This is a genomic window from Nibribacter koreensis (assembly GCF_039541795.1).
GTDB classification, from domain to species: Bacteria; Bacteroidota; Bacteroidia; order Cytophagales; family Hymenobacteraceae; genus Nibribacter; species Nibribacter koreensis.
Genome location: NZ_BAABGX010000003.1, coordinates 711,810 through 738,181 on the forward strand (window position 1 = coordinate 711,810; position 26,372 = coordinate 738,181).

Consider the following 26,372-nt stretch of genomic DNA (forward strand, 5'->3'; position numbering starts at 1 on the left):
ATTTGGATAAAATAAACCAATTGGTTTATTTTGCCTTCATGAAAGCGCCACTTACTCCCAAAGCCGAACAAACGCGTCAGCGCATCATTGAGCAGGCGGCGGTGCTGTTTAACTTAAAAGGCTTTGCCGGCACGTCTTATCAGGACTTGATAGAGGCCACGGGCGTGACCAAAGGATGCCTGTACGGGCACTTCGCTAGTAAAGAAGAATTGGCCGTAGAAGCCTTTGAATATGCCGCCCAGATCTTGATTGACAAAGTAGGAGAGGCCATGGCCCCTTATGCGCACGCCGGGCAACGACTTAGGGCCTTGTTGCAGTTCTACCATACCTACCTCAGCAAACCTGTATTGGCAGGCGGATGCCCGGTGCTCAACACGGTAGTAGAGGCAGATGACAACCAACCGGCTCTGCACGCCCGCGTCATCCTGGTTCTCAACCGACTGCACAAAGGCGTCTACAAACTGATTGAATTGGGCAAAGCACAGGGACATTTCAAGGCATCGGCTAACGCACAAGACCTTGCCACCTTTTTTGTGGCCACGGTAGAGGGCGGCATTCTGCTGGGCAAGGCCTACAATGACTCCAAGCCATTGCAAACGGTTTTGCGCCAATTGGAGCGATGTCTACAACAGGAGCTAGGAGATTTCTAACGAATAAACTAAATGAACCGAAATACAGATACAAGCATGATAAAAGAAGCTACTTCCCCCAGACCCGTTATTCTAGAAAGCCAGACCCGCATCAGGTTTGACCATTGTGATCCCTTTGGCCACCTTAACAACAGCGCCTTTCTCAACTACTTCCAGAACGCCCGCGAAGACCAGGTAGAAGAGGCCTACGGCTTAGACATCCATGCCTTCTTCCGGAAAACCGGCCGTGCGTGGGTAGTGGGACAGAACCAGATTGTATACCTGCACCCGGCGGTGGTGCGTGAGTTGGTGACCATCCAGACCAGCATCATAAGGGTGTCAGATACCAGCATGCTGGTGGAGCACCTGATGCTAGATGAGAAAAAGGAGGTCTTGAAGTCGGTGCTGTGGACCAAGTTCGTGTACATAGACGTGCGTAAAACCGCCAGAGCCACGCATGAGCCAGAACTGATGCAATTGTTTGAAGAGGTAGTCTGCAAAGAAGAAACCTCAGAGGTGTTTGAAGAACGCGTCAAGCAACTCAGGAGCCAACACCAACCCATAGCCAAATAACAAAAAAGCACCTGCCAGACCGCAGGTGCTTTTTTTATGGTGCTTCGTTTTTGGTCTGTTTTCTGGGAAATAAGCTAAAAACGGTGGTCTGTTTTTTACAGTGTCAGGTTGCCGGCAATCTCTTTTAACCCAATCTCGCCTAGCTTGGCCTGGTACTGGGCGTTGCTGTAGCGCACGGTGGCATTCACGTAATTCAACTGGGCGTCCCGTACCTCCACGGTGGTGATGCTCCCCAAGCGGTATTTCTCTAGCGTGATGTCCAGGTTCTGACGAGCGATGCGTTGGTTGTTTTCCTCCAGTCGTACCAAGGTCAAATTAGTCAAATACGTCTGGTACGCCGAAGCCAATTGTGCCGTTACGTCTTGGTTGATCTGTTCAATCTGTAACTGAGCACTGTTGATGAGCACGTTGGCGTTCTGCTCGTTTCTACGTTGGTTAAACCCATTGAAAATAGGCACCGAGGCCGACACGCCGTAGTTTAAGCCATTGCCGGTAGACAAGGTGCTAAAGCCCAAGGCAGACCTGTTTCGGTTGAAATTATAGCCGGTGTTCACGTTGATAGTGGGCAAGCGAGCGGCGCGTACTTGTTGGGCTTGCAACTCTGCCACGCGTCTATTCAAGATGGCCGCTTTCACGCTGGGGTTTTGCTCCTGCGCCAGGGTGGACAGTTGACCTAAGGTTAGCTGATCGTCTATATTGAAGTTATCCTCTACTCTAAACGTGGTGTTCACGTCCCGCGCCATAATCTGGTTGAGCCTGATCTGCGTGTTGCGGTAGAGGTTTTGCTGGCGTAGTAAGTTCGTAGTGTCTGTGTTAAAGTCAACCTGCGCGTTCAATAGTTCCAGGCGGGCAGCCTTGCCAATCTCAAAGCGGTTGCGGGCGGTGGTTACGCGTAGTCTGGAAATGACGGTGGCCGTGTCAAACGCCTTCAGCTGGGCTTGCTGTTGGGCAAGTTCAAAGTAGGTAGCCATCACATCGCCCACGGTGGTGAGAACTGTCTGCTGCAGATTAGCTTCGCCTAGTTTCTGTAGTTCCTGCAACTGCTCATAGCGGGCAAACATGGCAAAGCCGTCAAACACGGTCCAGTTTAAGCCCACACCATAATTCAGGGTTGAGCCCTGGCCCCAATTCACCTCGTTCACCTGGCCGTCTGCCCGGGTCTGTGAGCTGTTCTGGATGGTGTTGTTGTTGGTGATGGTGGCATTGACGGCCGGTAACATGCCCGCGTTGCCGCGGCTTACGTTGTTTTCAGCGATCTTGATGTCATTGCTAGAAAGCTTGATGTTAAAGTTGCGTTCCAAGGCAATCTTTACGGCTTCTTCTAAGGTGAGGAGTTCCTGGGCTTTGGCCTGGCCTGCCCCCAGAAAACTGAGGAGCAGGGCCAGCACAAAAGCACCTTTCTTATATAGTGTCATGTAGGAGGATATCATTCAAAAATTAATGGGCAACGGCTTTCTCATATTCTTCAATATGATCAAACTCTGGATGGTGCTTGCGCTCTTTGGACCACATGGCGTAGATGGCCGGAATGATGAACAGGGTAAGCACCAATGAGAAGATGGTGCCGCCCACAATCACAATCCCCATGCCCATGCGGCTTTGCGCGGCTGCACCCATGGCCATGGCAATAGGCAAGGCGCCCAGGGCAATGGCCAAACTGGTCATCAAGATAGGACGCAAACGCGCTTCAGAGGCTTCCAGAATGGCTTCCATCTTGGGTTTGCCTTCCTCCCTTAGTTGGTTGGCAAATTCCACAATCAAGATACCGTTCTTGGTCACCAGCCCTATGAGCATGATGGTCCCAATCTGACTGAAGATGTTCCAGGTCTGCCCGAACAACCACAACGACAACATTGCCCCGGCTACCGCCATAGGAACGGTCAAGATGATGATGAACGGATCAATGAAGCTTTCAAACTGAGCGGCCAGAATCAAATAGATCAACAACAAGGCCAACCCGAAGGCGAACATGGTATTGGAACCACTTTCCACGAAGTCTCTGGACTCACCGCCCAGGTCCGTAGAGAAGCTTTCATCTAAGACTTTTTCCTTGATAGCGTCCATGGCCTCAATGCCATCGCCAATACTTTTACCCGGGGCCAGACCCGCAGACACGGTGGCGGACAAGTAGCGGTTATTGTGGTACAACTGCGGCGGGCTGCTACGCTCTTCCATGGTCACTAAGTTGTCTAACTGAATCAACTGGCCAGTGGAACTGCGCACAAACAGGGAGGTCAAGTCCATTGGGTCGTCTCTATCCTGACGGTCAAACTGGCCCATTACTTGGTACTGACGGCCGTTCATCAAGAAGTAGCCAAAGCGCTGACCGCTCAAGGACAGCTGCAAGGTCTGGGCCACGTCAATCACTGAAATCCCCAGGCTTTGCGCTTTCTCGCGATCAATGGTGATGTTGATCTCAGGCTTGTTGAACTTGAGGTTTACGTCTGACTGCGTAAACGTTGGGTCCTGGCTCACGGCGTCCATGAACTGCGGGATTTTCTCCTGCAACTTCTCAAAGTTAGGCGCTTGAATGATGTACTGGATGGGCTGCCCACCGCGTCTGTTCACCGAGATGGTTGGCTGTTGAATCACGTTGGTACGCGCCTCTGGGTATTTTTTCGTCAGCTTGGTCAGGTGGTCGGCAATCTCTTTCTGGGAGCGCTCTCTATCCTCTGACGGTTTTAAGGCTATACGCATCATACCGCTGTTCACAGAGCTAGAGCCGAAGCCAGGAGAGGTAATCACCAGGTTCACCTGCTTTTCTGGAATAGAGTCATCAACCAAGGCTGTCAACTCTTGCATGAAGCGGTCCATGTACTCATAAGACGCACCTTCTGGGGCCGTGGCCGACACGCGAAGCATGCTTCTGTCATCATATGGGGCGGTCTCTTTCTGCAAGATGGTGTAGAAGAACGCCGTAATGGCCAGACACGCAAAAATGATAGGGAAGCTCAACCATTTGCGCTTCATGAAACCGGCCAGGGCCTCGCCGTAGCCTGCGTTCATGCGCTGGAAGAACGGCTCTGACCAGTTATAGAATTTAGACTTGCGTTGCTCTCCGCCTTTCATCAAGTAGGCGTTCAGCATAGGCGTCAAGGTCAAAGACACGAAGGCAGAAATCAAGACCGCTGCGCCAATCACCACCCCAAACTCCCTAAACAGTCGGCCTACAAAGCCCTCTAAGAAGATTACAGGTAAGAACACCGCGGCCAGCGTGATGGAAATGGAGATAACCGCCATGAAGATTTCATTGGAGCCTTTGATGGCGGCCTCAATAGGCGACATGCCCTCCTCTACCTTTTTGTAGATGTTCTCTGTTACCACAATACCGTCATCTACCACCAAACCGGTAGCCAGTACAATGGCGAGCAAGGTCAAGACATTGATGGAGAAGCCTGCCAGGTACATGATAAAGAAAGTGGCAATCAAGGACACCGGTATGTCTATCAACGGCCTGAAGGCAATGCCCCAGTCTCTGAAGAACAAATAGATGATGATGATTACCAGAATCAAGGCAATTAAGATAGTCTCAGCCACTTCAATCACGGACTTTTTGATGAAGACCGTATTATCCATCACAATGTCCAGTTGGAAGTCCTTGGGCAGGTCTTGCTTCAACTTCTCAAACTGGTCATAGAAGTTTCCGGCTATCTCTAAGTAGTTGGTACCGGGTTGCGGAATAATGGCCATCCCCACCATCGGCACTCCAGACTCGGTCATCTTGGTTTCCAGGTTCTCAGGGCCTAATTCGGCGCGACCGATGTCACTGAAACGGGTGATGGAACCACCGGTGGAGGAGATAATGAGGTTGTTGAACTGCTCTTGGTTAGACAAGTTGCCCAAAGTACGCACCGTCAATTCTGTATTACTACCAGATACTTTACCAGTTGGCAATTCTACGTTCTGGCGGTTCAAGGCGGTGCGCACATCAGAGACGGTCAAGCCATACGAGGCCAGTTTCATAGGGTCCAGCCACAGGCGCATGGCATAGCGTTTCTGTCCCCAGATCTGGATACTACTTACGCCCGGAATGGTTTGCAAGCGCTGGGAGATCACGTTTTCGGCGTAGTCAGATAACTGTAGCGCGTCCCGCGTGGAGCTGCGCACTGTCATGGTGATGATAGGTTCAGAGTCAGCATCTGCCTTAGAAACCACCGGCGGCGAGTCAATGTCTTCGGGTAGGCTTCTTACGGCCTGGGAGACTTTGTCCCGTACGTCATTGGCGGCTTCTTCCAGGTCTTTCTCCAGGTTGAACTCAATGTTGATGTTGCTGGACCCCTGGTTACTGGAAGACGATATGTTTCTGATGCCGTCAATAGAGTTGATGGCCTTCTCCAGCGGCTCTGTGATCTGGGATTCAATGATGTCTGAGTTGGCACCAGAGTAGCTGGTACGCACAGAGACAATGGCCGGGTCAATGGACGGGTACTCACGTACGCCCAAAAACGTGTACCCAATCACCCCAAACAACATGAGGAGCAAGTTGAGCACGATGGTGAAAACCGGCCGTTTAATACTGGTGGTGGATAAACTCATATGCTAATCTTCAATCTTTTAGTTCTTTGGCAAGGCAACGCGCACGGGGCTTCCAGCTTTCAAGGACATTACCCCAGTAGTCAAGACAGTATCACCTGCACTTAAGCCAGAGGTAACCAGGAGGTCTTTCTCAGTACGGGTAGAGGTTTCAATCATTACTTCCTTGGCTTTGCCACCTTCAGAGACAAATACTTTTTTACCGTTCTGCACTGGCACTACTGCTTCTGTAGGGATAAGGATGGCATCATTGATAGTGGTCAAAGGCAACGTCACGTTGGCAAAAGAGCCAGGACGAAGCTCTCCGTTAGGGTTGCTGGCTCTGGCGCGCAGTTGCAGGGTGCGGGTAGCGGCCTCAATGCCTGGCTCAATAGCGTACACGGTGGCCGTATACTTCTCATTAGAACCCGCCACGGTAAATTCAATTTGTGTATTGGTTTTTACGGAGTTGGAATATTTCTCGGGCACCGCAAACGTGATTTTGACAGGGTTGGTGCTCAATAGGTTGGCTACCACCGTTTCTGGCGACAGGAAAGAACCCACTGAGATGGAACGCAGACCAACCTTACCTGAGAAAGGCGCTTTGATGGTGGTCTTGGCAATCTGGGCCTGAATGAGTTGGATCTGGGCCTGCGCGGTTCTTAAATCGGCGCGGGCTACGTCATATTCTTCGCGGCTAATGGCTTCCTTCTCTAGCAAGAGACGGGCTCTGCGCTCATTCTCTGCGGTGAGCGAGCGTCTGGTCTGGGCCTGGGCCAGTTGCGCACGTAGCTCAGAATCGTCAATCTTCACCAAGGTCTGGCCTTTGCTCACGTTGCTTCCTTCGTTAAAAGAAATGCTACGCACCAAGCCAGAAACCTGTCCTCTAATTTCTATCTGTTCATTGGCCTCAATGGAGCCGGTTACTGCCAGTGAGTTGGCAAATGCTGTAGGCGTGACCACTATGCCACTCACGCGCATAGGCATGCCGCCACCGCCTCCAGGACCACCTTTTCCGCCCGGTCCGCCAGCGCCGGGTTTTCCGCCGCCTGGCCCACCACCGGGTCCACCCGCCGCTACTTCTTTGTTTGCCGAAATCCTATAAAATACCAAGGCTCCAAAACCCAGAATGAGAAGCGTGTAGACGATGTGTTTAATTTTCATATGGTAATAAAGAGTGTAATAGGTAGGTCAAAGCCAGTGCTTTGCGTAGGTTATGGTGTAAAGATTCAATACTGGACAATGGTAGGCAACACGCCGCGTATGGGGCCTGGTTCCTTGCAGGAAACTTCTCCCTTAAAGCGTTTAGGTATGCCGATGCAAAGAAAACAGGAAAAGTAGTGCTGCGCCTCCCCGCCAAGAAGAAAGTAACTGGTATGCCAGTTTAGGCAAAACCCCAAGTTTTAGCGGGGTAGGAGAAGAAAAAGTCTTTTTCATAGCGCAAAGATTGGGGGCTATATGCGTTTAATTCATTGCGGAGCCACTACACGTCCACTACAACTCAACGGCTGTATCATGAATTATTGTGTTTGGGCCTGCAATTACTGTATAGACAACAATGGCGACGCAAGGTTTAACCAGGCTAATAAAATATTCCTATTCTCCTGCGTCTTGAAATTTACGTAATTAGCCCTCAAACACGCAACTTATGCCATTACCATCAGATGCCGCCCAGCGCAGAACCAACTTTTTTCAGGACGTGTATGACGTGGTCAAGCTCATTCCGCCGGGGCGGGTGACTTCTTACGGCGCCATTGCGGCGTATCTGGGTGCTAAAGGCTCTGCCAGAATGGTGGGCTGGGCCTTGATTGCCTCGCATGCGCAACACGGCATTCCGGCGTACCGCGTGGTCAACCGCAATGGCATGCTTACCGGCAAACAGCATTTTGACAACCCCAACGGCATGCAGGAAAGTCTGGAAAAAGAAGGCGTACAAGTAAAGGACGACCAGGTGGTGGACTTTGCCACGCGTTTCTGGGACCCGGCCAAAGAACTGCTGTAAACTTTTATGGAAGTAGACTCTAACAACCTCAACAACATCTCCAAGAAAAAGCATTTCTACCCCATACAGGAACGCTTGCGCAAATACCTGCGCGAATATGACCGTGAAGCTCCTTTGCCCGTCACCTATCAGGACATGATGCGCTACGTGGAGTCCTATCCTTTGTATGACCGCCACGGCAAAGACACGCTCTGGGAGTCTGTGATCTATGACCAGGGACAGATGCAGGAAATCTTTGACGGCCTCACGCGCATCTACGTCCAGCTCAAAACCGATGGCGACGTAAGCGTGATGGAGCATCTTTCAGTAGAGCGGGTGGATTACTGTTCCTTCGGGAATTCAAACCCGTTCAGGATACGGGTGGTGAACCTGCTCAATGACAACTTTGACTACTTCTACTTCAAGAAGGCAGACGCGTCCCGGGTATATGGCCTGGAACTGGAGCACATTCTGTCGCCTAACCGCATCAGCTATTTAGTACACGGTGATTCTTTGATTGAAGAGCACATTGCCGGCATACCCGGGGATGAGTTCATCAAGAACTACCTAGACCGGCCCACGCTCAACAAAGTGCGCATAGCCAAGGAGTTTGTCAAGTTCAATGAGCGGTGCTTCTCTGTCTTGCTGGGTGATATGCGCTCCTATAACTACGTCATTGACATTACCCCAGACTTTGAGGAGGAGCAGTACCGCGTACGCCCCATTGACTTTGACCAGGAGTGCTACGAAGGCCGTAAGACCATGTACCTGCCGCAGTTCTTCAAAGAGAATAACCCCATTGTGGCCCTCTGCACCGAGTGGCTTCCCGCCGAGACCATCAAGCAGTACCAAAACGAGGAACGCACTTTGCTCTTCAGACGCCTTCGCTCTGACCGCTACCGCCTCAAGGATCTAGTAGACTGCATGCGCAAGGACACCATTTCTACCCCAGAAAAAGTGAAGCAATTAAAAACAGAGCTGGCCAAACACCATAATAATGAGGCCTTTCTGCAATGCAAGTCCATGGGTGACATTGTACGTTTGCAACTGAAAGTCATGGCCCGCCACCGGTAGCCGTTTTCCGCCTCTTTTCCAGAAATCAGCCTAAAAACGGCTGTTTACGTATTGCCCCCAGATGATTACACGATTACCCTCGCCCACCTTGCTATCCAGAGTTCAAGCCTTTTTAAAGCTTATCAAAGAAGCGTTCCTGCTCTTCAAGCAAAACGATCCGCTGCGCCTGGCTTCTTCCACAGCCTTCTTTACCTTGTTTGCGTTACCGCCCATTTTGATTCTGCTCATCTCGGCGCTGGGTACCATCTTCAGCAATGCTTTGATTACAGGGGAGCTATTCCATAAAATGACCGAGGTGGTAGGCGAAAACGTGGCCAGTCAGGTGGAGCTTATCTTAATCAATTTCCTCAATTTGCAGGGTAGCGGTTGGGCCGCGGCATTCAGTTTCCTGTTCCTGACGTTTGTGGCTACCACGCTCTTCGGGGTGGTGCAGAACTCCATCAACCAGCTTTGGAGTGTGCGCGCCAAGGGATCCAGACACTTGAAAGGCGCAGTCAAGAACCGGTTAAGGGCCTTGCTCATCATCTTTTCCAGCGGCATTCTGTTTCTGGCCACGCTGTCCATGGACGCCGGCTTTACGTTTCTCAATGACCATTACGTGCTCTGGGATAAGCATTTTCAACTACATCTTATGCAAGTGGCCAACAAGGTGGTGGGGTTTGTGATTGAGACCATGTGGTTTGCCATCATCTTTAAGTTTCTGCCTTACGCCTACATAGACAGGCGGGCCTTATGGGTAGGAGCGGCCCTTACGGCCTTCTTGTTTCTACTGGGCAAACTGATTCTGGGGCAACTGCTCGTGAACAGCGGACTAGGGTCTCTGTATTCCACCTCAGGGTCAGTGGTGGTGCTGTTGCTGTTCATCTTTTATTCTGCCATGATTTTGTTCTTTGGCGCGGCCTTTACCAAGGTGTATGCCCAGGCAATGGAACTGCCGTTTTTCCCTAAACACTTCGCCACGTTCTATGAAGTTAGGGAGACGGACCATGCGCCGTTTTAGGGCTATTTTCTGGGAAACAGGCCAAAAACGACGTTTTGACACATGCCGGCCAGAAAACCGTATATGTGGTATATACAGCTTACCAGCGGGAAACGCCCGCTTTTTCTTTCATGCTTAACATCCTATCCATATGAAAAAAACAGACATGCTATGGCTAGCCACCGCCCTTACCGGGGTGATGGCGGCAGGTTGCAGTAAATCGGCTACTGTTAGTCAGACCACTACCCCTGCCTCAGAAACGGCAGTGGCCGTAGAGGCAGAACCCAACGTGCCGGGCATAGGCCTGAAAATGGAAAACCTGGACCGCTCCATTTCGCCGTGCGAGGACTTTAACCAGTATGCTAACGGTGGCTGGCTGAAGAACAATCCCATTCCCTCATCAGAAAGCCGTTGGGGAAGTTTCAATGAGTTGGCAGACCAGAACAACGCTACGTTGCGGGCGGTGGTGAATGCGGCGGTGGCCAGCACCAATGCGCCTAAGGGTTCCAGCATTCAACTGGTGGGTGACTTTTACGCCGCCGGCATGGATTCTGCCGCCATTGAGAAAACCGGTTTGTCGGCGCTTAGAACCGAACTGACGCGCATTAACGGCATCAGGGACAAAGCATCTCTCATGCAGACCATCGCCTACCTTAAGACCATTGGCACCGGCGGACTGTTCAGCATGGGCGTGGGCCAGGACGACAAGAACAGCACCCAGAACGTGGTGAACCTGTATCAGGGCGGCTTAGGCCTGCCAGACCGTGACTATTACCTGAACACAGACGTCCGCTCTAAAAACATTAGAGACGAATACCAGAAGCACGTGGCCAGCATGCTACAACTATTGGGCGACAACCCTGCCACGGCGGCTAAAAACGCGGCTTCTATCATGGCTATGGAAACCCGTATGGCCAAGGCCTCCATGACCCGCGTGCAACAGCGCGATCCGCATGCTACTTACAACAAGATGACCATTGCCCAACTGCAAAACCTGGCACCTAATTTCAATTGGCCTACTTTGCTTAAAAACATGAGCGTGGGCAGTGCCCAAGAAGTAGTAGTGGGTCAGCCCGAGTTTTTCAAGGAGGCCAGTGCCATGTTGACGGCAGTACCTATCTCTGACTGGAAGAACTACCTTCGCTGGAACCTGGCCCGTAGCTATGCCGCGTACCTGCCGCAGGCCTTCGTGCAGGAGAATTTCAACTTCTACAGTAAATTCCTGAGCGGTGCCAAAACCATGCAACCCCGCTGGAAACGGGTCTTGGGTGTAACGGACCGCAACATCGGCGAAGCCCTGGGCCAAGCCTACGTAGACAAGACCTTCAGCCCCGAAGCCAAAGCCAAAGCCCTGGAAATGGTGAACAACCTGCGCGCCGCTTTTCAGGAGCACGTGAAAAATCTGGACTGGATGAGCGAAGCTACCAAGACGCAGGCCATGGCCAAACTCAACGCGTTTGCCGTCAAGATTGGCTACCCAGATAAATGGAAAGACTACAAGGGCCTGAACGTAGACCGTACTTCTTATGTAAAAAATGTAATGAACGCCAACCAGTGGCGCTTCTATGAGAACACCTCTAAGCTAGGCAAGCCAGTGGACCGCATGGAGTGGGGCATGACCCCGCCAACCGTGAACGCCTACTACAACCCCAGCATGAATGAGATTGTGTTCCCGGCCGGTATCCTGCAACCGCCGTTCTTTGACCCCAAGGCAGATGATGCCGTGAACTACGGCGGCATGGGCGCGGTGATTGGCCATGAACTGACCCACGGTTTTGACGACCAGGGAAGCCAGTATGACCCGCAAGGCAACCTGCGCGACTGGTGGACCGCCGAGGACAAAGCCAAGTTTAAGGAGCGCACCGATTTAGTAGACCGCCAGTTCAGCGCCATGCAACCCCTGGACAGCGTCTTTGTGAACGGTAAACTGACCATGGGCGAAAACATAGCCGACATTGGGGGCTTGAACATCGCCTTCACGGCTTTGCAAAAAGCCATCGCCAATAAGAACGTGGGCAAGATTGACGGTTTCACGCCAGAGCAGCGCTTCTTCCTAGCCTGGGCCCAGATTTGGCGCACCAATGCCACGGAGAGCTTCCTGCGCCAGCAGGTGCAGACCGACCCGCATTCGCCGGCCACGTTCAGAATCAACGGCCCGCTGTCTAACATGCCGCAGTTCTACAAAGCCTTTAACTGCGGCCCAGGCAACAAAATGTACCGCCCCGAAGCCGAACGCGTCCACATCTGGTAAGCCGTTTTTGGCCTATTTCCCAGAAAACAAGCAAAAAACGCCTCTCAGGAATGAGAGGCGTTTTTTGTGTTAGCTATTTTGATAAACAAAAGAAGTTATAATGACTTCAACCAGTTCTCTGCGGCCATCTCATCCTCAAAGCCTTGCGCGATGCCCGTCTCTTTCATCATCTCAATGGCTTTCTCAGTAGATAAGCGGCTAAAGGTGCTGGTAGAGAAAATGCAGGCGTGGTACTCCAGGCCGGCAGCTTTGGCGCGGGGGTACCAGTCATGGGCCACCCAGTCTGCCAGGTCTGCCCACAGGCCGCGCACGTCTTTGTGGTCGTCTAATAACTTATGGCAGAAGTTCTTCTTTAAATGCAGGATGATGCTCTCATAGCCCTGCTTTATGTCTTGGGTAGACAACTCGCCTTTCCAGTGACTGATGAGAAAGTCGTCAACGGCGTTATACTCTAGGGTAAGGCACTCAGTGGACAGGAGTTGAATATGCTTCATGAGCGTAGGCAGGAACCGGTGAAGACTACTTTAAAGTTCTGTTGCAATACTTGGGGGCTTCTACTAAGGTTGTTGTTTACTGCCGGATCACCCGCACCTTCATGGTCACGTCTGTAAGGGGCCAGTTCTGCTGTTTGTCTACGGGCACGTTGGCAATGCTGTCTACCACGTGCATGCCCTCTATCACCTCCCCGAAGATAGTGAACCTGCCGTCCAAGTTTGGCGCGCCGCCCTGGGTTCTGTACACCTCTTTTTGTTCGGGGCTGAGGTTCAATTTAAATTCCTGGATGTTGGCCGCTAGTTCTTCGGGGGAAAGGGGGTGGCCCTGCACAATGTAAAAGTCGCGGGCAGAAGACATGCGCTCCGGGTTTTCCTCGTCTCCGTAACGGGCCATGCCCAGCACACCGCGCTTGTGGTAGTAGTGCGGCCGTATCTCCTGGGGTATGTCATAGCCGCCAATCTTCATGTTGGGCTGGTCTGTTCTGCCGCCTTGTATCATAAAACCTTTCTCTACCCTAAAGAAGACCGTCTTATCAAAGAACCCATAATGGGCCAGCCGCACAAAGTTGGCGCGGTGCAGCGGCGTGTCTTTGAACAAGCGCACTTTAATATCGCCTTTTGAGGTTTGAATGAGGACCAAGGTGTCATGCGGAAATTTCTGGCCGTAGGCGGTGAGGGTGTCTACGGCTTCTGCCTGGTTGAGCAGCGTGGGTGTGTACGGTTTAGGCGTGGCGGCAGCCGCTGTTTCTGGCGCCTTCTCCTGACAGCCAGAAAAAGAAAACACGCACCCTAATAAGAGGGCAGTGAAAGAAGCAGACCGAAGAAAACATGTGCGCATAACCCAACAAAGAACTAGAAATGACCTATCATCAAAGCTAGCAATTACAGGGTTCTAAGACAAGAAAAGCAGGAGGGGAGCAAGGGGGTTTTTATGCGAGGGAAGGCATGTTTTAAAACGCAACGTATTGTGTACGAGTGAAATAAATTAAAGATACGTGTTTTTGGGGTGTCATTTGGATTATGTTTTCCTTAGATTGGAACTGCATTTAACCAAGTGCAACGCTTTCAAACAATCCATCTTTCAAACAAACGTCTTTGAGTATGAAAAAGAACTTCACATTTGCGTCCCCCGCCAGATTAGTGTTAGGTGCCGCCATTCTGGCTTTCACGTTCCAGAGTTGCGAATCTACGGAAGAGGCTGTTTCACCGGTTGATGTAAGCGCAGAAGCCTCTGTGCAAGGAGAGCCCATTGCCGGCAAGTACATTGTGGTTTTAAAGAAGGACAACGCCCGCCGCATGCCGGAGCAAGCTACGTATGCTCAGCGTCAAAACCAGATGCGCAGCCAAGGCAAGCAGATTCTGCGCGAGCGCGGCATTTCTGAGAACGCGTTGGGCCATGCCTACGGCAAAGTAATAGAAGGTTTCTCAGCTGATTTGTCTGAGGCCGAGGTAGAGAAGCTTCGCCGCGATCCACGGGTGGCGTACATTGAGCAGGACAAGATCATCAGTCTGGGTAAACCAGGCGGCGGCGGTTCGGCCCAGCCAAATCAGGAAACCCCTTACGGCATTACCCGAGTTGGATTTGGGGACGGCACCGGTAAAGTCGCGTGGGTCATTGACTCCGGTATTGACCTGGACCACCCAGACCTGAACGTAGACGTAGCCCGCAGCCGCACTTTCATTACCTCTGGCCCAGACGCTAGTAGCGCAGATGACGGCAATGGACACGGTTCACACGTAGCGGGCACCATTGCCGCCAAAAACAACACCATAGGCGTGATTGGCGTGGCCTATAATGCCACCGTGGTAGCGGTAAAAGTCTTGAACTCAAGAGGCAGCGGCTCTACCTCTGGCGTCATTGCCGGTATTGAGTACGTGGCCAATACCGGTAAAGCCGGCGATGTGGCCAACATGAGTTTGGGTGGCGGTGTTTCTACCACCTTAGACAATGCCGTAGTGAATGCCGCCAAAGGAGGCATCATCTTCTGCCTGGCCGCCGGCAATGAGTCTGATGACGCCAACAACCACTCACCGGCCCGCGCCGAAGGTGCCAACATCTACACCATCTCTGCCATGAACAGCTCAGACACCTGGGCATCCTTCTCTAACTACGGTACGCACGTAGACTGGTGCGCCCCAGGCGTGGGTACTAAATCAACCTGGAAGTCTGGCGGCTACAACACCATCAGTGGCACGTCCATGGCTACGCCGCATGCGGCCGGGGTTATGCTCATGACGGGTGGTAAACCCACTATCAGTGGCTACGTGAAAGGTGACCCAGACGGCAAAGCCGATCCTATTATCCATTTATAATTTGATTTCTTAGAGCAGAAAAAGGGTAGCCACTTGCGTGGCTACCCTTTTTCGTTTTTGGGCAGATTTGCCAAAAATAGGCCAAAAACGGAGTTTACTCTGTCTCTGGAGTTTCGCAGTTGATGTCTTTGAAGACCTGGTTGATGGCGTCTTCGGCGGTGCGCAGTTTCTGCTTGCACAGCTTGATGAGTTCTGAGGAGCGCTGTACCTTCTGGGTCAGTTCATCCACGTCTACATCATCATTCTCAATGGCCTTTAAGATGGCCTCTAACTCCTGGGTGGCTTGCTTATACGTTAAGGTGCTCATGTTCTTTCTAATTAGAAATTCTAAATTAGAAATTAGAAATTAAGAATGATGGATAGAGTTCTTGGTCTGTGTCCCAGCCATCATTTCTAATTTTTAATTTCTAATTTTTAATTAAATAAGTCTGGTTCTTGAATGTTGGTGACGGTGCTGGTGACAGAGCCTACCAGCAGTCGGGTTTTGAGTTCATCGCCGGGTGTGAGTTGTTCTATGGAACGCAGCAGTTTGCCGTTGACGTACGTGAGCGTGTAGCCGCGCATCAGCATCACCTCGGGGTCATGGGACCGTATGTCCATGGCCACGATCTGCAGTTGGTGGCTTTTGGTTTGCAAATGGTCTTTGGCACCATAGAGCAAGCGCTGCTGGTTTTTCTGGAACGTGAGCTTGGCTTTCTGTACCCTCTGCTCAGCGGTATGTTGTACGCAGTGCTCCACGTGCGTGAGCTTGCGCTGGCCAGCGGTTACCTTCTGCGTGCTTTCATGCTCCAGGGTCTGAATGTACTGGTGTTGTTTGGCTTCCTTGGCTCTTAGTAATTGTTCTACGGAATGGGTGAGGCGCAACTCTTCACACATGACATGCTTTTGCTCATGCGTGAGATACGTTTTAGGCTTATCTGAGAGCGTTCGGGTTTGGCACTCCAACTGGAACTGGCGCATCTGCAAGAAGTTGGTGGTGCGTTGTTGCAGTTGATTGGTCAATTGGGCCACGCGTCGTTCCTCAATGACCGCTAACGCCGTCGCCGACTCGCGGATCTGCAAGAAGATGGTTTCTATCTTGGCCTCAAACTCGTTGCAACGGTCAATCAGGTAAGCAGCTACGGCCGTTGGGGTTTTCAAGGGCGTGTGTGCCACTAAATCGGTGATGGACTCATCGCGCTCATGGCCAATGCCGGTCAAAACAGGGAGCGGCATTTGGGCCACGGTGGCCGCCAGTTCATATCGGTCAAAGCACAGCAAGTCCGTCTGCGAGCCGCCGCCCCGTATGATCACCACCGCGTCAAAGGCAGGCCGTTGCAGGGCCACGCGGCTTAAAGCGGTTTTGATAGAGGCTACGGCCTCGGCGCCTTGCACGCTGGCCTCAAACAAGGTGAGCTTGAAGGCATAGCCAAACGGGTTGTTCTCCAGTTGGGCCACAAAATCCTGGTACCCCGCGGCGGTAGGCGAAGAGATGATGGCCAGGCGCTGCGGTACCTCGGGCAGGACATGCTTGCGGTTTAATTCCAGCAATCCTTCTTGCTGTAACCGTAGGATGGTTTCCTGGCGTTGCCGTGCTAGATCTCCTAAGGTGTAGGTAGGGTCAATGTCATGAATGTCCAGACTGAAGCCGTAGAGCTCATGGAACCTGGGACTGGCGTTGAACAGAATTTTAAGGCCAGCCTTCAAAGGATGACCGGTCTGTTCTTCAAAATAGGTGGCAATCTCCTGGTATTGGCGCTTCCAGATGGTGGCTCTGGCCTGGGCCGTGAGCGTGGCTTTGGCGCCGGGTTCTTTGTCAGTGAGGGTGAGGTAGCAGTGGCCGCTGCCGTGGTGCACGCGGGCCTCAGAGATTTCAGCTATAATCCAATACCGGTGGGGCAAGGCGTTCTCAATCTCCTCGCGCAGGCGGTGGTTGAACTCAAAGAGGGTGAGCGGACGGTTAGTGCTAACCGTCAGCGAAATCTCCTCGCGGTAACTCTGAAAATATGTCCCCATTCCGTGCGCTCCTCTTATTTTCAATCTCCTAAAATTACGCTTTTTGTCTTTGCGGTCAATTGTCTGCTAAAAAAATTATCAAAGTTGCTAAATATAGGTTTTAGTGAAGATAAATTGTTGTGAAAGTGCAAATCCTTCTATAGCGTCTGTGCGTTTTAAGAATCATTCCTACCTTTACCTTATTAGGAGCATTGGCACGTCACAGCACATAGATTATATGTCACACTTGGTACTCTCAGAAATCAACATTTATCCCATCAAGTCTTTAGGCGGCATCTCGCTCACGTCTGCCCAGGTAGAAGAGCGCGGCCTGCAATATGACCGGCGCTGGATGCTGATTGACGAGAGCGGCATGTTTTTGACTCAGCGCAAGTTAGCCGAAATGGCCTTGCTGGACGTGGCCCTGCGCACCGACCACCTGGAAGTAACGCACCGCACCAAAGACCTGCCGCCGCTGCGCGTTCCGCTAGAAACCAACAGCACCCGCTCTCTGTTGGTGACGGTTTGGGACGACATCTGTTTTGCCTACGTGGTAAGCCCAGAGGCCAATACTTGGTTTAGTGATGCACTGGGCATAGACTGCCGCCTGGTGTACATGCCAGAAAATTCAATCAGGCTCATTGACCCCAACTACGCCAAGCACAATGAGAAAGTGAGCTTTGCCGATGGCTATCCGTTCCTGATTATTGGCCAGGAGTCTTTGAATGATTTGAACAGCCGTCTGGAGCAGCCCGTACCCATGAATCGGTTTAGGCCCACGTTTGTGTTCACGGGTGGTTTGCCGTATGACGAGGAAAATTGGAAGACCTTTAAGATTGGCGATGTGCTGTTTTACGGAGCCAAGCCCTGCGGCCGCTGCAACGTGACCACCATTGACCAGTTTACGGCCGCCACCAGCCAGGAACCACTCAAAACCTTGGCTACCTACCGCAAGCAGGGCAACAGCGTCTTGTTTGGCATGAACCTGATAGGCCTTTCTACCGGCACCATCCAGGTAGGGGACAAAATCCAGGTCATGGAAGCCGGCCCGGTAGAAGAAGTCTAATCTGTTTTTCGCCTCTTTTCCAGAAATTAGCCTAAAAACGCCTGTTGGCCTTTTACGTGCTCTTTGCCTTGTCATTGATTTTTTATTTGAGGTAGCTGCCGGCTGCAGCCTGCCCTTATAGGCTTGCCTCAAAGGTGCAGTAGCAAAGTCTTGGTGTAGACCACAAGGCCCGGGGGCAGGCAAGGGCTGTCCTTCATTTGGGTAATGCACACGCTTGGCACTGGTTCAATTGTAGAAATCCGACCTCATCTGTTAACCAGCCCATTGTTTCTGCGTTAAAAGTTTTCCGGATAGTTTTATTTCCCCCAACCGTTTACGCTTTCTACCATGATTCATACCAGAACAGACTACGCCGTTACCGGGTATGATGAGTTGCTGCAGGGTGTGTTTCTTAGGTTTCTGCGCAAGGCTACCAGAGAGGAATTTAAGGAGGCGCACCAGCGGCTACTGCAGACCATGCGGGAATATCCTACCCAGCGCATGAACCTGGACGTACTGCAGGTGGGCTTGGTAAGCCCAGAAGACCAGCGTTGGGTGGCTTCGCTCATTATTCCCAGACTGGCAGAACTGGCGCCAAACAATTATCTGTATATTGCAGTTGTAGTTCCAGAGACCGCTTTTACCAGGTTGGCCATGACGTCTATTGGCGACCAGGTGAAGGACAAGGGCTTTTGTGACTATCGGCAGTTCCCTAACCTGGTAGAGGCCAAGCAATGGCTTTTCCTGCAGCCTTCCGGGGTTCTTGTCCAGTAGCATGTAACACATCCTTTTGTAGTATGACACAGCACACCTTATATTTAGTGAAGACCTCTAACGGAGCAGAGCATGACCTTACCTCTGCCAAAGAACTAAGAAGCAACAACCTGTTTCCGTTTGGCTTGCACAACTACGCCATCTACCGTACGCCAGAGGGGGCCTACATCAAGGGCACTAACTCAGACAATCCCAACCTGATGTTGGACCAGTATGAGGAGATTACGGAGCAGGAGGCCAAAGGCTACCAGCACCCGCACCACCGCATCATAGAAGAGTAATTGCCTGGCCCTGAAGCCAAAACTTCCTTAGGTTCGTACATTTTACCCGTCACCCTGCGTTATATACAGCCCAGGTGACGGGTAATTTTTTGATTGAACCTATGAGTCTTACCGTTTTCAACAAGCATTCTTTTTATATCTTCTGGTTGGCCCTGCTGTGCATACAGGCCTGTAGTCCTAAAAAAGCCTTGCGGGGCGTTTTTAAGAAGCAGACGCCCTATGAACGCTACCAAAAAGGATTGGAGGAAGCCAAACTAGACCAGACGGCCCTGGGCCAGCAGTGGCTGGCCGCCGGGGCCAAAGCCTTGCAGGGACCGGTGCCCATCACCCTGCCTTTTAAAGAGACCGGTTACTTTCCGGCAGACCGGCCCATGGCCACCGGTTACCAGTTTACCGTCAAAGAAGGGCAGAAGGTCTCTGTGAAAGTGCAGACCAAAGGCACCGCCGTACCGCAGGTGTTTTTGGATTTGTTTGAGGCAGACCCCGCAACGCCCGCAGAACGCAAGCAAGTTGCCCATGCAGACTCAACGGCCCAAGAACTGGAATATGAAGTAGAAGAAGACCTACCCCATGTCCTGCGCTTGCAACCAGAACTCTTGCGCAGCGGGCAGTACACCGTGACCATTGAGACCCAGCCGGTGCTAGCGTTTCCGGTGCAGGGCAAAGACGGACGCGCCATCCAAAGCGTATGGGGCCAGGACCGAGACGGCGGCAAACGCAAGCATGAAGGCATAGACATCTTCGCGCCCCGCAACACGCCCGTGATTGCTTCTGCTCAAGGCGTGGTGTCCAGAGTAAATACCACACCCATTGGCGGGAAGGTGGTTTGGTTGCAAGACCCCGGGCGTAATCAAAGCCTGTACTATGCGCACCTGGACAGCCAACTGGTACAACCGGGCCAGCGGGTCTCTATTGGCGACACGTTGGGCCTGATGGGGAACACTGGCAATGCCAGAGGCACGGCACCGCACCTGCATTTTGGCATCTACAAATATGGTCGTGGGGCCGTGGATCCTTTCCCGTATGTGTATAAGAACCAAGAGAAACCAGCGCCGGTAAAGGTAAGTGAAAAGCAACTGGGTGCTTGGACCCGCGTGAGCAAGACCAATGCCTCTGTGCGGGAGTCTCCTAGCACCAAGGCCAACGTTTTGGCCACGCTAGAGAAGAACCTACCCGTGCAGGTGGTGGCTGGTACGGCAGACTGGTACCGAGTAGAACTACCCAACGGTCAGCAAGGGTTCATGGCTTCTTCTCTGTTAGAACCCATGGACAAGCCTTTGCAAACCTTGCGCCTGCAAGAGACTGCCCACCTCTTAGATGCCTCTCATGCCCAGGCCGCCGCCAAGCGCATGCTGCCAGCAGACACCAGCGTGCAGGTGCTGGCCAAGGAGACAGATTTCTGGCTGGTGAAGGTGGCTGGCGGGGAGACGGGTTGGTTGGCCATGCCGTTGACTCCGCAGACGGACAGAGGTAAGTGATTCCTACAGGGCAATCCGTATTTATACGTAACTCTTCTATGATTTACTACTAACATTCCATGGCGGGCTGTCGTACAATCTATATACAATGTGCTTACTCCGGTGTCTTTCCTTACTAGTCCTACTCTATTGAACATCTAATCCAGCGGTATTTATGGAATCTACCTGGCATCTTTCCCATGAGCACGCGCACATTAGCATCTTTTATGATGAGATCAATAATTGGGTTTATGTGAAGTGGGCGGGGCACATGAACGGCGAGGACGTGCTCATGGCGGCCAAGGCGTACTTGGGGCTACAAGAGAAGTGGAAATGCCCCAACCTGCTCAATGACAAGAGCCAGGTGACGGGTGATTGGGAAGACGTCAATAACTGGTTGGAGTATGAGTGGTTGCCAGACGCGGTCAACCTGGGCTTAAAACGCTTTGCCCACGTCTTGTCCCAGAACTTTCAGCAGATGACCTCGGCCAAAGACATGATTGAACGGTTCTCAGAATACTGCGAGGCCGCCCTTTTCTGGGATGTTGAGATGGCCCAGAAGTGGCTTCAGCGCCCCGCCCTAGACCCGCAAGAGGTACCCCAGAAGGACAAAATCAACAAAGCCAATTAACCCGTTTTCGGCCTGTTTTCTGTAAAACAGGCCGAAAACGGCGTTTGCTTATTCATCCTTTAACTGCTGGTGCAAGTCCTTGGCGTCTTTCTTGGCTTCCAGGGCCAAATACTCAGCCTGCAGGCCTTTTATTCTAAGTCTATCTGCCGGGCTCAAATTATCTTCTAAAGGATCTTTCTTGGCATTCATCTGCCGGTAGACGGCATCTACGTAGTCCCAGTCGGCGGCGGTCCAGCCAGATTGGCGCTGGCGTACGTTGGTTAAAAACGTCTCATACTTGTTGCGCACCTGGCCAGGTGCCCAGGTAACGTCTAGGGCAACCTTTGAGCCGAGGAGCAAAAAGGTGAAATTCTCTAGTTTTTCAGGCTGCAAAGGCATGTCACTGCGTTGCTTGTTATGAGACTGCCAGTTCTCAAAGCGGCGCTTGAGTTCTTTGTATTCTTCCTTAGACTCGGCAGAAAGGCTGTCCAAGTTGGCTTCTAGCTTGGCAGAGCGCTGTTTAAACTCCTCCTTTACCTGAGGGCCTTTGCGGTCTGCGGTGCTGTCTACGTCATTGGCTTTGTCCTTGGCCCATTCTCTGAGCTCGGCTAGTTCCTGTTCTGCCTTGTTGGTGGTTCTTTGGGCGTCTGCCTCTGCCTCAGAGGCGGTCTTGTTGCAGCTGGTGCCTAAAAAGAGGATTCCTGCGGCCAGAAGGGGCAGGAGCGAAAAAGAAAACCGGGATTTCATATGACCATTCATTTTTCTGGTACATACGCAATCCCGGCCCTGAAAGATAGCTATTTACAAATATTGAAATCAGCCCTGGTCTAAAACAGCCCGAACAGCTCAATATTAATGCGCTCAATGATGGTGCCCAGGTCTTCTGGATTGGACACAAAATCCATGTTGTTGACGTCTACTACCAGCAATTTGCCTTGGGTGTAGCCACTAATCCACTGTTCATAGTGCTCGTTCAGGTTCTTGAGGTAGGAGAGGGCAATGTTCTCCTCATAATCCCGCGCGCGCTTCTGTATCTGACCAATGAGCTTGGGCAAGTCGGCTTTCAGGTAGACTAACAGGTCTGGCGGCTTGACCATGTTGGTCATGGACTGGAACAGGTTGAAGTAGTTCTGGTAGTCGCGCTCGCTCATCATGCCAGACTGGTGCAGGTTCTTGGCGAAGATGTAGGCATCCTCATAAATGGTGCGGTCCTGTACCACGCCGTTCTTGCGCTCATTGATCTGCAGCACCTGGTTAAAGCGGCTGTTTAAGAAGAAGACCTGCAGGTGAAACGCCCAGCGCGGCATGTCTTCATAAAAGTCCTTGAGGTACGGGTTGTCATCTACGGCTTCCAGAAAAACTTCCCAGTTAAAGTGCTGGGCTAATTTTTTGGCCAGAGTGGTTTTGCCGGCTCCTATGTTACCGACGATGGCAATATGCATGATGTAGTTGGTGCTTAATGAAATGGGGATGGCAAAAGTAAGGGTTTCGGGCAGAATATCAGCGGGTGAGAGCCCAGAACGGCATAAAAAAATGGGAGGCGTTTTTGGCCTGTTTTCTCAGAAACAGGCCAAAAACGCCTCCCATTTTGTGGGAATAAGGATTACCGGCTTTTGGTGAGGAGTAAATCTTTTTCCTGTAGGCGGCCTTTCTTCCAGGCTTTCTTTTCTAGCTTGAGTTGTTTGGTTTCTGCCGGGGTGCGCGATGTTATCAAGAGGGCATTTAAATCGGGTCTTCCGCCGTCTACCCAGCAGGTAAACCAGAAGCTGCCCGTCATCTGCGCCGCGGCCTGCAGGCGTTTTTCTACGGTAGTACCCAAGGCCTGCTGGTAGGCTTTGGCGAAGGCGTCTGAGTAAGATTTGCGGGTGCGACCGTTGCGCTCAGTGGTCACAAACTTGGTCTGGTCCGTAAAATTCTTGCTCACTTCTTTCTCCAGCGCCAGCATGTTGGGCAGGTCTTTGTGCGAAGCGCGTATCACCTCCCAGATTTCATGCTCTGGATTAGCAAGGTACTTTGCCTTTTCGTGCTTAAGCGAATAGTCTTTCAGGTTCTGCTCAGGCAGTTTAGACTCCCAGAGGCTGTGCAGGCCGTGTTGGCCGGTGAGCTGACCGTCATAGTTGAGCGTGGTATGCAAGGGCACGTGCGCGTCTTGGATGTAATGACCTAGATCTGCCGAGTAATATAGAATACTGTCCACGTTCTTCTGCTGAAAGGCCCGGGTCAGGCGCTCCTGCATTACCACCACGTGCCAGGGCACCAGGCCGTATTTGGTGAGCGTGTCTACCGGGTATTTGGCACTGGCTGCGGCCCAGCCTTCGGGCATCTCATTCACGGCGTTGGGGCCGTAATAGTCTACGTCAATGAAATGGCGGGGCGCCTCAGTAGAATCTGTGTTGCGGCGCTCATCTGGCCTCACGGATTTTTCCACTAAATGGCCCATGTGGCGGTGGTAAAAGCCCTGCATGTCTTTGGGCAGACCATAAATGGCCAGTTGTTGGATGACCTTGTGCCCGAAGAAGCCCCAGCCCATGCTCAGCACAGAACAAGCCAGAAGTAAACAGATGGTAAGTGAAATCTTTCTCATGGTTCAAGTGCCGTAAAGGAGGTGCGTAGGGGGTTGTTAAGTTGTGTAAAAAATGCTTAGGCAGTCAAAGGCTTCCGCATGATGTAATCATTCAAGGTATACGGCCCCAGCGGAATGTCCAGGGTCTGGTGAATCTGGAAGCCGTGCTTGAGGTAGAAGTTCTTGGCGGGGTTCTCACGGTGCACGTTCAGGTCCAGGGCGGTGGCACCCAACGGTTGAATGCGGCGCACAATCTCCTCTACCAGCATTTTGCCAAAGCCTTTGCCTTGTTGGGCCGGAAGAATGTAGAGCTTGTTCAGTTTATAAATCTTCTCTTCTGGGTATAGCAAAGAAAAAGACGCGAAGGCGGCGGGCACTCCCTGGTTCTTTACAAGCAAAAACGTCTGGCCTTCTTGCATCTGCTGTAAAAGGGAGGACGGCGTGTAAAACTGGTCCAGCATGTACTGGATTTGGTCTGGGGCCAGAATGTCTTTGTAGGTAGGTTGCCAGGTTTGGTGCGCCAATTGGTGAATGGCCAGTGCGTCCTGGGTTTCTTCTATGGTGTTGGTAGAATGGGCAGAGGTAGGAACAGGCATGGTCAAAACGTGCTTGTACTAGAAGTGAGTAGTAGGGGTGAAAGAATCTGCAATTTACCGCTTAAAACGCAGAACTGCTTCTGGGTTAGGTGAAAATTGGCGGCACGAAATGCTCAGCCTAGCGCCAGTAAATAGAAAAAGCCCCGAATGGTTTTCGGGGCTTTTGAGAAAAACAGGCCAAAAACGGTTACAGCTTTACGCCTACCGCTAACTGGAACACGTTGTTTGGATAAGAAACGCCTTTTAACGTGCCGTCTTGGGTATCTGACAAGCCCAGGTTGTACCTAGCCGATACCTGTAAAATGGAGACATCATACCCAAATCCTAGGGCCAAGGCGCCGTCATATTTGTTCATGTTGTCTGAGATGTCTAAGGTCTCTTTGCCACGCTTGCGTTTAGCGTCCAGCAAAATTCCAAACTGAGGACCTACCTGCACGTGAAAACCGCCAGAAATGGTGCCCTTGAAGATTAAAGGAATGTTCAGGTAATGATAAGTGAAGGTGTAGTCATCTGCCTTGAATCCTTGCTGTGAGTACAACAGCTCCGGTTGAATAGCAAAACGCTCAGAGATAGGCGCCGTGGCGAAAAAGCCAGCGTGTACGCCGGTGCGCGGGTCTGTGCCTTTGGCATCGCCGCCAATGTTGGCTACGTTCAAGCCTACTTTAATACCAAAGCTGGTCTGTGCCTGGGCGCCTGCTACACTTAATAGGGCAAAGAAGCCCAAGAGAATCATCTTTTTCATATGGTGGTACGCTACTTATAAGGGGGCAAATATAAGGCAAATGTGCCTATCCAATTCCGCTATTTTTCTGGATATTTTGGATAAATTTTGGTTGGCTTTATTGCTTGTACACTTTTCCGTCTTTCATGACAAAGGCCACTTGTTGCAATACTTTGATGTTCTGCAAGGGATCACCATCCACGGCAATGATGTCGGCTAGTTTGCCTTTCTGCACAGCGCCTAGTTTGTCTGATGCGCCCACCAGTTCAGCGGCGTGCACGGTGGCGGCTTTGATGGCTTCCATGGCAGGCATGCCGGCTTCTACCATGTACTCAAACTCTTTGGCGTTCTTGCCGTGCATGAACACGCCGGCGTCTGTGCCAAACGCAATCTTAACCCCAGATTTGTAGGCTTTGCCAAACGTATTCTGCAACTGAGGGCCAATGGCCAGGGCTTTGGGCGTTACCAGCGCGGGATAGTAATTAGGAATCTTAGCCGAGTCAGCAACTGATTTACCGGCGGTGATGGTGGGAACGTACCAGGTGCTATTCTTCTTCATGAGTTTCATGGTTTCCTCGTCCATGAGTGTGCCGTGCTCAATTGACGTCACGCCCGCCCTAATGGCGCGTTTCATGCCCTCGGCACCATGGGCGTGCACCGCTACTTTCATGCCCAGGTCCCGGGCGGTTTCCACAATGGCTTTAATCTCTTCTTCGGTGTACTGGGGGCCGGAGCCGTCTTTGGCCACGCTTAACACGCCGCCCGTAGCCGCAATCTTAATCAAGTCCGCGCCATTCTTGTATTGGTGTCTTACTGCTTTTCTACACTCATCTACTCCATTGGCTACGCCTTCTGCCGGACCCGGGTCCCCAATCAGTTTCTCATTGTACCCGTTGGTAGGATCCATATGACCGCCCGTGCCCGAGATGGCCTTTCCCACCACGTACATTCTAGGACCACGCATTAAGCCTTGGTTGATGGCGTTGCGCAACTGGATGTTGATGCCGCTTCCGCCCAGATCCCGCACCGTGGTAAAACCTGCCATGAGGGTGCGTTCTGCGTAATTGCCCGCTCTAAAGGCCGTAGTGCCGGGGTTGAGGGACAGTTTTTCGGCGTAGGCGTTGGGACTGGTTTCGCTTTCAAAGTGCACGTGCATGTCCATGAAGCCGGGCAGAACGGTTTTATTCTTCAGATCGATGACCTTGGCGCCTGTCTCTGGGTTGGTATAGCCTTTTTCAACCGAAAGGATTTGATTGCCATTTATGATGACGGTCATTTCTGTCTGGGCTTTGTCACTGAGGCCGTCTATGAGTTTGCCGCAGTGTAGGTAGGTTTTCTGAGCCATGGTTTGTGCCGCAGAGAACGCTAACAAGGCCATGGTAGCCACCGCGTAAAAGTGTTTCTTCATATAGAGGTTGTTAGTAGGGTAGGTTTGGACTTTCTAAAATAGTGAAAGTTTGCCAGCGTTTAGGTGTTTCCAACAATTGCCCGAAGCGGATTTCAGTGTGAGGGGCAAGCCTGAACAGAAACCGCCCTTCGTTTTTG

Annotated in this window: 25 protein-coding genes; 12 read left to right on the forward strand and 13 right to left on the reverse strand. The window is 51.7% G+C overall.

What is annotated here, in order from left to right; translation table 11 throughout:
* Window positions 1-38: 38 nt before the first annotated feature.
* Window positions 39-650, forward strand: coding sequence for a TetR/AcrR family transcriptional regulator (locus ABD880_RS18395; protein WP_345169488.1), 612 nt, complete (start codon window positions 39-41; stop codon window positions 648-650).
* A gap of 36 nt (window positions 651-686) precedes the next feature.
* On the forward strand, window positions 687-1,202 hold the full coding sequence (locus ABD880_RS18400) for an acyl-CoA thioesterase (protein ID WP_345169491.1): 516 nt from the start codon (window positions 687-689) through the stop codon (window positions 1,200-1,202).
* Window positions 1,203-1,297: 95 nt separating this feature from the next.
* Here the strand turns inward: ABD880_RS18400 and ABD880_RS18405 are convergent, their stop codons facing one another.
* Genes ABD880_RS18405 through ABD880_RS18415 form a run of 3 tightly spaced genes read right to left on the reverse strand, consistent with a single transcriptional unit; the run spans window position 1,298 to window position 6,878 of the window.
* Window positions 1,298-2,617 (reverse strand): TolC family protein, encoded by a 1,320-nt coding sequence (locus ABD880_RS18405; RefSeq protein WP_345169494.1) that lies wholly within the window; start codon window positions 2,615-2,617, stop codon window positions 1,298-1,300.
* A 22-nt stretch (window positions 2,618-2,639) separates the two neighbouring features.
* Window positions 2,640-5,738, reverse strand: coding sequence for an efflux RND transporter permease subunit (locus ABD880_RS18410; RefSeq protein WP_345169496.1), 3,099 nt, complete (start codon window positions 5,736-5,738; stop codon window positions 2,640-2,642).
* Between the two features lie 18 nt (window positions 5,739-5,756).
* Window positions 5,757-6,878: an efflux RND transporter periplasmic adaptor subunit gene (locus tag ABD880_RS18415; protein WP_345169499.1), complete on the reverse strand. Its 1,122-nt coding sequence runs from the start codon at window positions 6,876-6,878 to the stop codon at window positions 5,757-5,759.
* Window positions 6,879-7,362: 484 nt separating this feature from the next.
* Between ABD880_RS18415 and ABD880_RS18420 the strand changes: the two genes are divergently transcribed.
* The 4 genes from ABD880_RS18420 (at window position 7,363) to ABD880_RS18435 (ending at window position 11,999) form a co-directional block, all read left to right on the forward strand.
* Window positions 7,363-7,716 carry an MGMT family protein gene (locus tag ABD880_RS18420; RefSeq protein WP_345169501.1) on the forward strand — a complete coding sequence of 118 codons (354 nt, stop codon included), beginning with the start codon at window positions 7,363-7,365 and terminating at the stop codon, window positions 7,714-7,716.
* A 6-nt stretch (window positions 7,717-7,722) separates the two neighbouring features.
* Complete coding sequence (locus tag ABD880_RS18425) at window positions 7,723-8,769, forward strand: hypothetical protein (RefSeq protein WP_345169504.1); 1,047 nt, start codon at window positions 7,723-7,725, stop codon at window positions 8,767-8,769.
* A gap of 61 nt (window positions 8,770-8,830) precedes the next feature.
* A complete protein-coding gene (locus ABD880_RS18430; RefSeq protein WP_345169507.1) occupies window positions 8,831-9,769 on the forward strand; it encodes a YihY/virulence factor BrkB family protein in 939 nt (312 codons plus the stop codon).
* Between the two features lie 130 nt (window positions 9,770-9,899).
* Window positions 9,900-11,999, forward strand: coding sequence for a M13 family metallopeptidase (locus ABD880_RS18435; RefSeq protein WP_345169510.1), 2,100 nt, complete (start codon window positions 9,900-9,902; stop codon window positions 11,997-11,999).
* A 95-nt stretch (window positions 12,000-12,094) separates the two neighbouring features.
* On the opposite strand, the gene ABD880_RS18440 is transcribed toward ABD880_RS18435, so the two are convergent.
* Both ABD880_RS18440 and ABD880_RS18445 read right to left on the reverse strand, forming a co-directional pair.
* A complete protein-coding gene (locus tag ABD880_RS18440) occupies window positions 12,095-12,493 on the reverse strand; it encodes a hypothetical protein (protein ID WP_345169512.1) in 399 nt (132 codons plus the stop codon).
* 76 nt (window positions 12,494-12,569) lie between these two features.
* Window positions 12,570-13,331 (reverse strand): peptidylprolyl isomerase, encoded by a 762-nt coding sequence (locus ABD880_RS18445; protein ID WP_345169515.1) that lies wholly within the window; start codon window positions 13,329-13,331, stop codon window positions 12,570-12,572.
* A 263-nt stretch (window positions 13,332-13,594) separates the two neighbouring features.
* On the opposite strand from ABD880_RS18445, the gene ABD880_RS18450 reads away from it, so the two are divergent.
* Window positions 13,595-14,806, forward strand: a complete 1,212-nt coding sequence (locus tag ABD880_RS18450) for a S8 family peptidase (RefSeq protein WP_345169518.1) — start codon at window positions 13,595-13,597, stop codon at window positions 14,804-14,806.
* 94 nt (window positions 14,807-14,900) lie between these two features.
* On the opposite strand, the gene xseB is transcribed toward ABD880_RS18450, so the two are convergent.
* Both xseB and xseA read right to left on the reverse strand, forming a co-directional pair.
* A complete protein-coding gene (gene xseB, locus ABD880_RS18455; RefSeq protein ID WP_066504955.1) occupies window positions 14,901-15,113 on the reverse strand; it encodes an exodeoxyribonuclease VII small subunit in 213 nt (70 codons plus the stop codon).
* A gap of 107 nt (window positions 15,114-15,220) precedes the next feature.
* Window positions 15,221-16,801, reverse strand: a complete 1,581-nt coding sequence (gene xseA / locus ABD880_RS18460; protein ID WP_345169522.1) for an exodeoxyribonuclease VII large subunit — start codon at window positions 16,799-16,801, stop codon at window positions 15,221-15,223.
* Window positions 16,802-17,018: 217 nt separating this feature from the next.
* On the opposite strand from xseA, the gene ABD880_RS18465 reads away from it, so the two are divergent.
* The 5 genes from ABD880_RS18465 (at window position 17,019) to ABD880_RS18485 (ending at window position 20,968) form a co-directional block, all read left to right on the forward strand.
* Entirely contained in the window at window positions 17,019-17,846 is an 828-nt protein-coding gene (locus ABD880_RS18465) for an MOSC domain-containing protein (protein ID WP_345169524.1), read from the forward strand.
* A gap of 327 nt (window positions 17,847-18,173) precedes the next feature.
* A complete protein-coding gene (locus ABD880_RS18470) occupies window positions 18,174-18,599 on the forward strand; it encodes a hypothetical protein (protein WP_345169526.1) in 426 nt (141 codons plus the stop codon).
* A gap of 23 nt (window positions 18,600-18,622) precedes the next feature.
* A complete protein-coding gene (locus ABD880_RS18475) occupies window positions 18,623-18,880 on the forward strand; it encodes a hypothetical protein (RefSeq protein WP_345169529.1) in 258 nt (85 codons plus the stop codon).
* A 101-nt stretch (window positions 18,881-18,981) separates the two neighbouring features.
* Window positions 18,982-20,358, forward strand: a complete 1,377-nt coding sequence (locus tag ABD880_RS18480; protein ID WP_345169531.1) for a peptidoglycan DD-metalloendopeptidase family protein — start codon at window positions 18,982-18,984, stop codon at window positions 20,356-20,358.
* Between the two features lie 154 nt (window positions 20,359-20,512).
* Window positions 20,513-20,968, forward strand: coding sequence for a hypothetical protein (locus ABD880_RS18485; RefSeq protein WP_345169533.1), 456 nt, complete (start codon window positions 20,513-20,515; stop codon window positions 20,966-20,968).
* 48 nt (window positions 20,969-21,016) lie between these two features.
* On the opposite strand, the gene ABD880_RS18490 is transcribed toward ABD880_RS18485, so the two are convergent.
* The 6 genes from ABD880_RS18490 to ABD880_RS18515 all read right to left on the reverse strand — a co-directional run bounded on the left by ABD880_RS18490 (window position 21,017) and on the right by ABD880_RS18515 (window position 26,235).
* Complete coding sequence (locus tag ABD880_RS18490) at window positions 21,017-21,694, reverse strand: hypothetical protein (protein ID WP_345169536.1); 678 nt, start codon at window positions 21,692-21,694, stop codon at window positions 21,017-21,019.
* An 80-nt stretch (window positions 21,695-21,774) separates the two neighbouring features.
* Window positions 21,775-22,389: a deoxynucleoside kinase gene (locus tag ABD880_RS18495; RefSeq protein WP_345169539.1), complete on the reverse strand. Its 615-nt coding sequence runs from the start codon at window positions 22,387-22,389 to the stop codon at window positions 21,775-21,777.
* A gap of 161 nt (window positions 22,390-22,550) precedes the next feature.
* Window positions 22,551-23,531, reverse strand: coding sequence for a zinc dependent phospholipase C family protein (locus ABD880_RS18500; RefSeq protein WP_345169542.1), 981 nt, complete (start codon window positions 23,529-23,531; stop codon window positions 22,551-22,553).
* Window positions 23,532-23,587: 56 nt separating this feature from the next.
* Complete coding sequence (locus tag ABD880_RS18505) at window positions 23,588-24,106, reverse strand: GNAT family N-acetyltransferase (protein ID WP_345169543.1); 519 nt, start codon at window positions 24,104-24,106, stop codon at window positions 23,588-23,590.
* A gap of 187 nt (window positions 24,107-24,293) precedes the next feature.
* Window positions 24,294-24,848 carry a porin family protein gene (locus ABD880_RS18510; RefSeq protein ID WP_345169546.1) on the reverse strand — a complete coding sequence of 185 codons (555 nt, stop codon included), beginning with the start codon at window positions 24,846-24,848 and terminating at the stop codon, window positions 24,294-24,296.
* Window positions 24,849-24,945: 97 nt separating this feature from the next.
* The gene (locus ABD880_RS18515; RefSeq protein WP_345169549.1) at window positions 24,946-26,235 is read right to left on the reverse strand and encodes a metal-dependent hydrolase family protein; all 1,290 of its coding nucleotides are present in this window, start codon (window positions 26,233-26,235) and stop codon (window positions 24,946-24,948) included.
* Window positions 26,236-26,372: the final 137 nt, after the last annotated feature.